Annotated in this window: 8 protein-coding genes and 1 pseudogene; 5 read left to right on the forward strand and 4 right to left on the reverse strand. The window is 37.3% G+C overall.

Going from position 1 to position 8,436, the window contains the following annotated elements; all coding sequences use genetic code 11:
- Positions 1 to 258: 258 nt before the first annotated feature.
- Positions 259 to 720 carry a sialic acid-binding protein gene (locus tag KX581_RS07880; RefSeq protein ID WP_120873280.1) on the reverse strand — a complete coding sequence of 154 codons (462 nt, stop codon included), beginning with the start codon at positions 718 to 720 and terminating at the stop codon, positions 259 to 261.
- 28 nt (positions 721 to 748) lie between these two features.
- Positions 749 to 1,171, reverse strand: a complete 423-nt coding sequence (locus KX581_RS07885; protein WP_078257017.1) for a DUF1104 domain-containing protein — start codon at positions 1,169 to 1,171, stop codon at positions 749 to 751.
- Between the two features lie 253 nt (positions 1,172 to 1,424).
- On the opposite strand from KX581_RS07885, the gene KX581_RS07890 reads away from it, so the two are divergent.
- The 5 genes from KX581_RS07890 (at position 1,425) to KX581_RS07910 (ending at position 6,179) form a co-directional block, all read left to right on the forward strand.
- Positions 1,425 to 2,057: a LysE family transporter gene (locus KX581_RS07890; protein WP_231176061.1), complete on the forward strand. Its 633-nt coding sequence runs from the start codon at positions 1,425 to 1,427 to the stop codon at positions 2,055 to 2,057.
- 68 nt (positions 2,058 to 2,125) lie between these two features.
- Positions 2,126 to 3,799, forward strand: a complete 1,674-nt coding sequence (locus KX581_RS07895; RefSeq protein ID WP_231176062.1) for a DNA polymerase III subunit gamma/tau — start codon at positions 2,126 to 2,128, stop codon at positions 3,797 to 3,799.
- Complete coding sequence (gene tsaE, locus KX581_RS07900; protein WP_001201277.1) at positions 3,796 to 4,197, forward strand: tRNA (adenosine(37)-N6)-threonylcarbamoyltransferase complex ATPase subunit type 1 TsaE; 402 nt, start codon at positions 3,796 to 3,798, stop codon at positions 4,195 to 4,197. Before KX581_RS07895 ends, tsaE begins: the two co-directional genes overlap by 4 nt.
- 12 nt (positions 4,198 to 4,209) lie before the next feature.
- A complete protein-coding gene (gene lptB, locus KX581_RS07905) occupies positions 4,210 to 4,932 on the forward strand; it encodes an LPS export ABC transporter ATP-binding protein (RefSeq protein ID WP_000353224.1) in 723 nt (240 codons plus the stop codon).
- A gap of 2 nt (positions 4,933 to 4,934) precedes the next feature.
- Entirely contained in the window at positions 4,935 to 6,179 is a 1,245-nt protein-coding gene (locus KX581_RS07910) for an RNA polymerase factor sigma-54 (RefSeq protein ID WP_231176063.1), read from the forward strand.
- An 11-nt stretch (positions 6,180 to 6,190) separates the two neighbouring features.
- On the opposite strand, the pseudogene KX581_RS07915 reads toward KX581_RS07910, so the two are convergent.
- A pseudogene (locus tag KX581_RS07915) lies at positions 6,191 to 6,896 on the reverse strand (Fic family protein).
- Positions 6,896 to 8,116: an HD domain-containing protein gene (locus KX581_RS07920; RefSeq protein WP_180630108.1), complete on the reverse strand. Its 1,221-nt coding sequence runs from the start codon at positions 8,114 to 8,116 to the stop codon at positions 6,896 to 6,898. Before KX581_RS07920 ends, KX581_RS07915 begins: the two are co-directional and overlap by 1 nt.
- Positions 8,117 to 8,436 lie beyond the last annotated feature (320 nt).

The raw sequence follows: 8,436 nt of genomic DNA on the forward strand, positions 1-8,436 counted from the left end.
TGATTTGATTTTACCATAGACTTATTGTATTTCAAAAAAAAAAAAAAAAAAGATTTTGGAGTATTTTAACCTATTTATCTTTGGAGTGTTGATTCTTGTAACGATAAAATGATCTTTTGAATTTTATAAGCAATACTTAATGAGAATAGAATTTTGATAACGCTTAACAGAACGCATTTATCCCAAACGCTCAAAGCGTCTAGGATTTCTGCTTAAAGAATTTGAAGCTTTGATAGAAAAAGGGGTGTAATTTAAGCTTTATTTTTCATTTTCGCCATGATCATTGTGATCGTGGTCTTTTTTGCCTTGTTCTTTGTCATGCCCTTTGCCATGTTTATCATGACCACCGTGTTTGTGGTGTTTGTGCATTTTCCCATGCTTGCATGATCTCAACCCAAAATCATCATCCATGTCTTCCATGTTACCTTTTTTAAGCGCTTCTTTAACGGCTTTTTGGCGGGCTTCAAAATCCGCTACGGTCATTTTGTCTGTGTTTTTAATCGCATATTCATGCAATTGTTTATGGAACGCCTTTCTCTTGTCTTCAGGCATCTTTTTCATGCGCATTTTCAACTCTTTTGTGTAATCCACAACATCCTGAGGAGCGACAACACCAGCCATTTTAGCCAAATCTTCATCGCTTGTTTTGCTGAAATCTTTGGCGTTCAAAGCCACAAACAACAACGCACCAACAGAAAGTATTTTCAACGCTTTTTTCATTTTTTATCCTTTTAAATTAAATTTTATCTCACTTAGGAGAGCAATGTTCGTCTTTTTTCTTAACAGCCCTACACCAAACTTTTCTCGTATCGCCGCTGCAAACGCTCACATTAAGCCCTTTTGCCTTGATTTCTTCATCGCTTAGACCTTTGGTTTTTTCTTCTAATTCTTTACGCACCTCTTCACGCATTTTTTTGAAATCCTCTTCGCTCATTTTGGAAAGATTCTTCCTAGCGATCCGGCTGAAATTCGCGCGGAATTTCTTAGCGTCCTCAGCTTTTAAAGCTTTAAGGCGTTTAGACACTTCCATGCGATAATCAATCGCTTCATTAGAAGGCAGAGTGCCTGCTAATTTTAAAAGTTCCTCGTTTTTGAGTTGCGAAAAATCCCTAGCGCCTAAAACCTGTAATCCAAGCAAAGCTAAAAGGCAAAAAGCCAAACTCCTTCTCATTCCCAATTCCTTGTTGTCTAAATTTTTGCCGCATGACGACAGCAAATTTTGGCATTTTACCATATTAATTTTAACTTATTCTCAAACGCCTCTAAGAGCGCTAAAAAATGGGTTTTTAATTTTATTAGCCATTGTGTCATCATTTAACTTTTATTTATAAAGGTCGTTTTAAACCCTAAAATTTTAAAATATCGTTTTTGAATTTTTGATGGTAGCGTTATGGTTTTAGCTTATTTTGAGTGAAAGGATCAAGATGTTTGTGGTTTTTATAGAAGGTTTTGGTTTAGCGATTTCTTTGTGTGCGGCTGTGGGGGCGCAATCCTTGTTTATTATAGAGCGAGGCATGGCTAGGAATTATGTGTTTTTGATTTGCGCTCTGTGTTTTATGTGCGATATTGTGTTAATGAGCATGGGCGTGTTTGGCGTGGGGGCTTATTTCGCTAAAAACCTTTATTTGAGCTTGTTTTTGAATTTATTTGGGGCAGTTTTTACCGGATTTTACGCTTTTTTAGCTTTAAAAACCCTTTTTCAAACCTTTAAAAAGAAGCAAGTCCAAACCCCCAAAAAATTATCCTTAAAAAAGACTTTATTATTCACTTTAGGCGTTACCCTACTCAACCCTCAAGTGTATTTGGAAATGGTGTTTTTAATTGGCGCGAGTGCTTTGTCTTTCAATTTAGCTCAAAAATTTGTCTTTTTAGCCGGCACTTTATTGGCTGCCTTTTCTTGGCTTTTATTGTTATGCACTTTATCGTTGCGTTATGGCTCTAAACTTTTAAACAACCAAAAAATCTTTATGGGGGTGAATCTCTTTGTAACCGCTATCATGGGAACGCTTAGCGTTACTTTATTTAGGGATTTTTTAGCGCTATTGAGTAAAACCTAAAAAGGGGCTAGTTTTAAGTCATTTTGCATTACAATACTCCTAAATGAGTTTTAAGGATTACAATCAATATGCAAGTTTTAGCGTTAAAATACCGCCCCAAACATTTTAGCGAGCTAGTCGGTCAAGAGAGCGTGGCTAAAACGCTTTCTTTAGCCCTAGACAACCAGCGTTTGGCTAACGCTTATTTATTCAGCGGGTTAAGAGGTTCAGGCAAAACCAGCTCTTCTAGGATTTTTGCTAGGGCTTTAATGTGTGAAGAAGGGCCAAAAGCTGTACCTTGCGATACTTGCACCCAATGCCAGAGCGCTTTAAACAACCACCATATAGATATTATAGAAATGGATGGAGCGTCTAATAGGGGGATTGATGATGTCCGTAACCTCATAGAGCAAACGCGCTACAAACCAAGCTTTGGGCGCTATAAAATCTTTATCATTGATGAAGTGCATATGTTTACCACCGAAGCGTTTAACGCGCTTTTAAAGACTTTAGAAGAGCCTCCTAGCCATGTGAAATTCCTTTTGGCGACAACGGACGCCTTGAAATTGCCCGCTACCATACTCAGCCGCACCCAGCATTTCAGGTTTAAAAAAATCCCTGAAAATTCCGTTATTTCTCATTTAAAAACCATTTTAGAAAAAGAACAAGTGAGCTATGAAAGTAGCGCGTTAGAAAAACTGGCTCACAGCGGGCAAGGGAGCTTGAGGGATACGATCACTCTTTTAGAGCAAGCCATCAATTATTGCGATAACGCTATCACAGAAAGCAAAGTGGCTGAAATGTTAGGAGCGATTGACAGAAGCGTTTTAGAAGATTTTTTTCAAAGCCTAATCAATCAAGATGAAGCTCGATTAAAAGAGCGTTATGCCATTTTAGAAAATTATGAAACCGAGAGCGTTTTAGAAGAAATGATGCTTTTTTTGAAAGCGAAATTATTAAGCCCTGATTCGTATTCCATCCTTTTGATAGAGCGCTTTTTTAAAATCATTATGAGCAGTTTGAGCCTTTTGAAAGAAGGGGCAAATGCCAGTTTTGTGCTGTTGTTATTGAAAATGAAATTCAAAGAAGCTTTGAAACTCAAAGCCCTAGACGATGCGATTTTGGAATTAGAGCAAAGTAAAGAAAGCGTTTTAAAACCCTTAAATCAAAACGCTAACGCTCCTAAACAAGAACCCAAAAGCGCAGAGAAAATAGAAAATCCAGAAAAAAGAGAGAACGCAGAAACACCGCAAACTCCCATGCTTTCAGCCAAAGATCGCATTTTTCACAACCTTTTCAAACAAGTTCAAACATTGGTTTATGAGCGCAACTACGAATTAGGGGCAGTGTTTGAAAAAAATATCCGTTTCATTGATTTTGACAGCCAGACTAAAACCTTGACTTGGGAGTCTTTAGCCACCAATAAGGATAAAGAGCTTTTAAGAGAACGATTTAAAATCGTGAAAAGTATCGTTGATGGGGTTTTTGGCAAGGGCGAAAATATCAAAATCGCTTTAAAAAATCATTTGGAAAATAAAAGTGCTTTAGAAGTGGTTAAAGAGCTTAAATTCCCTTATTCAAAGCCCAAACCAACCACCGAAACCACGGCTGAAATGAAAGAAAAAGAAACGAAAGAAAAAGAGATTCAAGAAACCCAACCAAAACAAGCCCCTACAGCCTTGCAAGAATTCATGGCTAACCATTCTGATCTCATTGAAGAGATTAAGAGCGAGTTTGAAATCAAAAGCGTGGAATTGTTATGAGAGCGCATTTAGACGAGTTAGACAAAGTGGCTGCTGCAATTTTAAAAGATGATTTTAAGGGGGTGGTTCTTTTAAAAGGCGTTGTGGGAAGCGGTAAAACGACTTTGGTTCAAGCGTGCTTGAAGCGCTTGGGTTTAGACATTCAAGCGACTTCGCCCACCTTTAGCCTGATGCATGCTTATAGCGAGAGCGTGTTCCATTATGATTTTTACATGCGCGATTTAGAGGCTTGCTTGGAGCTTGGCATGTTAGAGTGCTTGTTAGAAAAGGGGATCCATTTTGTGGAATGGGGCGATGAAAAATTAGAAAAAATTTTAAAAAAATACGATTTAGCTATTAAGGTTGTGGAAATTAAAACCGAATTAACCAGCCGTTTTTATACAATAAAGATCGTTTAAAGGGTCGTTTGAATGGATATTTTAAAAGCAGAGCATTTAAACAAACAGATTAAAAAAACCAAAATCGTTTCAGATGTTTCTTTAGAAGTGAAAAGCGGCGAAGTGGTGGGGCTTTTGGGGCCTAATGGGGCGGGTAAAACCACCACCTTTTATATGATATGCGGGCTTTTAGAGCCTAGTGGGGGGAGCGTTTATTTAAACGATGTGGATTTAGCTAAATACCCCTTACACAAGCGTTCTAACTTAGGCATAGGCTACTTGCCCCAAGAATCCAGCATTTTTAAAGAATTGAGCGTGGAAGATAATCTAGCCCTAGCAGGGGAGAGCACTTTTAAAAACTCTAAAGAGAGCGAAGAAAAAATGGAAAGCTTGCTAGACGCTTTCAATATCCAAGCCATAAGAGAGCGCAAGGGCATGAGCTTGAGTGGGGGAGAAAGAAGGCGCGTAGAAATCGCTAGGGCTTTAATGAAAAACCCTAAATTCGTGCTATTAGATGAGCCTTTTGCGGGCGTGGATCCGATTGCGGTGATTGATATTCAAAAAATCATTGAAAGCTTGATTGGATTAAACATTGGTGTGTTGATCACTGATCACAACGTGCGAGAGACTTTGAGCGTGTGCCACAGGGCGTATGTGATTAAAAGCGGCACGCTTTTAGCGAGCGGGAACGCTAATGAAATTTATGAAAACGCTTTGGTGCGTAAGTATTATTTAGGGGAAAATTTTAAGGTATAGACATGGCGATCTTACGCGCAAACCTTAGCCCTAAAAACAAGTTAAACGCTACTTTAAAAGGGTGGCTCCCTATTTTACAAAGCGAGCTTGAAGATTTAGAAGAAGTGTTGAAACAAAACGCCCTAGATAACCCCTTAATCAAAATTGAAAACAAACGCATCAAAAATTTTAGCGATCGTTTTAGCGCTAAAAAGAGCAGCGATCATTTAGAAAATTTCGCAATCGCATCTAAAAGCCTTTTTGAAACCTTAGAAGCTCAAATCATTCCCCCTCTCTTTCCCACTGAAATTTCTCAAAAAATCGCTATGGATATTATCAGCGGGTTGAATAATGAGGGGTATTTTGAAGAAAATATTGAAGAAAGGGCTAAGATTTTAGGGGTAGAGAGCGAAGTTTATGAGAAAGTGCGCCAGCGTTTTAGTTACCTTAATCCCGCTGGCATTGGCGCTAAAGATGTGAAAGAAAGCTTTTTATTCCAGTTAGAGGGTAGGGAATTGGACAATAACGAGCTTTATGAAGAAGCGCGAAAAATCATTTTAAATTTAGAAAAACACCATGAATTTTCTAAAGATTTTTATTATGAAAAGGCTTTAAAGATTTTAAAATCCTTTAAAAACCCCCCAGCCATTGAGTTTTTAGAAAAAGAAATAGAAGTCATTCCTGAACTTTTTATTCTAGAAGTGGATAATGAAATCATCGTGCGTTTGAATGATGAGAGCTACCCAACGATCAGTTTAGAAGAAAATCGCTTTGAGAATAGCGATTATTTAAAAGACAAATTAAAAGAGGCTAAAGATTTGATTGATGCACTAAATTTGAGAAAAGCCACGATTTATAAAATCGGTCTGATGCTTTTAGAGTATCAATACGATTTTTTTAAGGGTAAGGAATTGCGCCCTTTAAAATTATTGGATTTAGCCAATGAGTTTAACCACTCTGTAAGCACGATTTCAAGGGCCATTTCTAATAAATATTTGGCATGCGAAAGAGGGGTTTTCCCTATTAAACATTTCTTTAGCACCGCCTTAGACAATAGCGAGACTTCAAACGCTGTGATTAAAGACTATCTTTTAGAATTGATCAAAAATGAGAACAAAAAAGAGCCTTTGAGCGACGCTAAGATTTTAGAACTCATTGAAGAAAAATTCCATTTGAAAATGGTAAGAAGAACAATCACTAAATACCGCCAATTGCTCAACATCGCTTCTTCAAGCGAGAGGAAAAAGCTCTATTTGATGCGCGCTTGAAAACCATGATTTTAGGGCTTATTCTTATTGAGTATCATTTGCCCTTGTATGCGTGTGAGTTCGAACTCTTGGGATACTTTGGCGAGTTGGTATAAGCTTTCTGTATTATGCGTGTCTAAAGCCTTAATGTAAGCCTCTTTTTGTTCTTTGGTGATCACAAATGGTATTAAGTTTTGCTCTAAAACGCTATAAAAGATTAGCATTCTGCCCACCCTACCATTACCATCGCTAAAAGGGTGTATCCTTTCAAACAAAATGTGTTGTTCTAAAATAGTTTTTAGTTTTTATTCTTTATCTTGTAAGGTTTTCATCTTATAATTGAGGTTATCGCACCATTCTTTCATAGCCATAGGCACTTGAAAATGGGGGGTCGTTTCAAAACTAGCTCTTAAAATGGTATTATCAGTCGTTTTGAAAGCCCCCTTATTAGGGAGTAAAAAATTCATTAAAATCCCATGCAACTCTCTTATAAAAAAACTATCAACGCTTTGTCCTTTATTCAGATTTTCTAATAGTAAAGAAGAGCATGTTTTGATAGTTTTTCACTTCAAAGAAAGCTCTTTGGGGCATTTCTCTAGGAATGTATTCAGTGGTTAAAATACTTATAGTTTCAGCAAGGCTCAAAGGATTGTTTTCAATAGCAGTGCTATGATGAGCTGTGCGAGTGGTTAAATCCATAGCGTAATCGTTAAATTCTAATAATTCTTTATAGTTCATTATTTGAAATCCCTAAACAATTTCCCTAAATCCAAATCAAGCAGTTCCGTTTGGGATCGCAATTCTAAAAGGTTTTGAGCTCCTTTAATCAAATCATTACTGGAAATGCCATGAGAAAGAGAGATTTGGGCTTCTAAAAATGCGCTCAAATGATCGCACACCTTCAAAAGCTCCCCACAAACCCCAAGATATTCATCGCTGTTATAAAGCGTGAACAATTCTTCAGCGTCTTTAGTGAAAACGATTTTGTGAGACTTGTCTTTGTAGCGGTTTTTAAACTCGTTTTCGGTGAAATATTTCAAATCTTCTTGAACGCCCAAAGAGACAAAGGAATAGACCTTGTTTTGCATTTCTTTTTTTTCAATCTCTTTAATGCAGTTATCAAGCCCCGCAACGCTTTGTTTGATGGGCGTGATAATGTCTCGGGTCAAAATCTCGGGTAAATCATGGAAAAGCCCGCCCAAAAAATGATTGATCCGCATGCTTTTACAAGCTTTTAAATCAAAGCTCAATAAATACCCCATAAGCGCCACGCATAAGGTATGCCCTAGGACACTAGTTTGCGGCACTCTTGGGGTCTGGCTCCAGCGTTTTTGGAAACGCAACTGCCCAAACATGCTCACCAGTTTTTTCAGATCTTCTTTTTCCCCAAAAAGCCCTTCAAACAAATGCTCGTTATTGTGGAGTTGCTTGTCAATTTTATCTTTAATTTCTTTCACGCCATACATGTTGGGGTTAAAATGATAAATAATATCAAACTCCCACTTAGACGCATAAAAATGCGCGCTCTCTAAAATTTGAGTTTCTAAAATTTGGGGTCTGTGGCTTAAATACTCTTTGAGTTCCTCTAAAGAAAAATACATGCTGATTTCATCTTGCAAACTTTGCGCAACATAGGAGGCTAATTCTTGGCTGTGCGTTTGTTGGAGAGCGTAAAAAATAGGGGGTTTAATATCGGTTAAAACCAAGCGCTCCAAAAACTCAAAGCAAAAGAACTTGATTAAAAGATCTAAATCTAAATCTTTACCCCTGTCTTTTGAATCTTTAGCGAGCAGATACGCAATCATCGCTTTATGGGCTTGCTTGTCTAATTCCACAAATTCCAAAGGGCATGCTTGGTCATTCCAACGCCTAATAGATGCACCCGCAAATACACGCCTTAAAAATTTAGTTTTGAGTTTAGGGGCTTTTAGGGGTTTAATAGGATGAGCCGCATACATAACTTTCCTTTTTATACTATTTTGAATATTAAAGCTATGATCTTATTAAGAAATATTGATTGGATCACCCAAGATTGAAAAATCTTAACGCACCACTATCAATACTAACTTAAATCTTATTATACGAAAAAAAAAGATAAAAATAAGACTTTTATTTAAAAAAATATTATTTCCATCAATTCATTTCACACTCTAAAACACCCACCCGTAATTAAAAAACACCTTAAAATGGCTAGCCCCTTCATTAAAAACAAAAGAGTTCGTGTAATCGCTACCACTAGAAACGACGCTAGCTTTTCTTTGGATTAAAGGGATGCTAA

The organism is Helicobacter pylori (assembly GCF_021062735.1).
Taxonomy (GTDB): domain Bacteria; phylum Campylobacterota; class Campylobacteria; order Campylobacterales; family Helicobacteraceae; genus Helicobacter; species Helicobacter pylori_DN.

Excerpts from the sequence above, each read along its gene's own strand:
- KX581_RS07895 (WP_231176062.1), top strand. The coding sequence starts at position 2,126 with ATGCAAGTTTTAGCGTTAAAATACCGCCCCAAACATTTTAGCGAGCTA.
- tsaE (WP_001201277.1), top strand. The coding sequence starts at position 3,796 with ATGAGAGCGCATTTAGACGAGTTAGACAAAGTGGCTGCTGCAATTTTA.
- KX581_RS07920 (WP_180630108.1), bottom strand. The coding sequence starts at position 8,116 with ATGTATGCGGCTCATCCTATTAAACCCCTAAAAGCCCCTAAACTCAAA.
- KX581_RS07885 (WP_078257017.1), bottom strand. The coding sequence starts at position 1,171 with ATGAGAAGGAGTTTGGCTTTTTGCCTTTTAGCTTTGCTTGGATTACAG.
- KX581_RS07890 (WP_231176061.1), top strand. The coding sequence starts at position 1,425 with ATGTTTGTGGTTTTTATAGAAGGTTTTGGTTTAGCGATTTCTTTGTGT.
- lptB (WP_000353224.1), top strand. The coding sequence starts at position 4,210 with ATGGATATTTTAAAAGCAGAGCATTTAAACAAACAGATTAAAAAAACC.
- KX581_RS07880 (WP_120873280.1), bottom strand. The coding sequence starts at position 720 with ATGAAAAAAGCGTTGAAAATACTTTCTGTTGGTGCGTTGTTGTTTGTG.
- KX581_RS07910 (WP_231176063.1), top strand. The coding sequence starts at position 4,935 with ATGGCGATCTTACGCGCAAACCTTAGCCCTAAAAACAAGTTAAACGCT.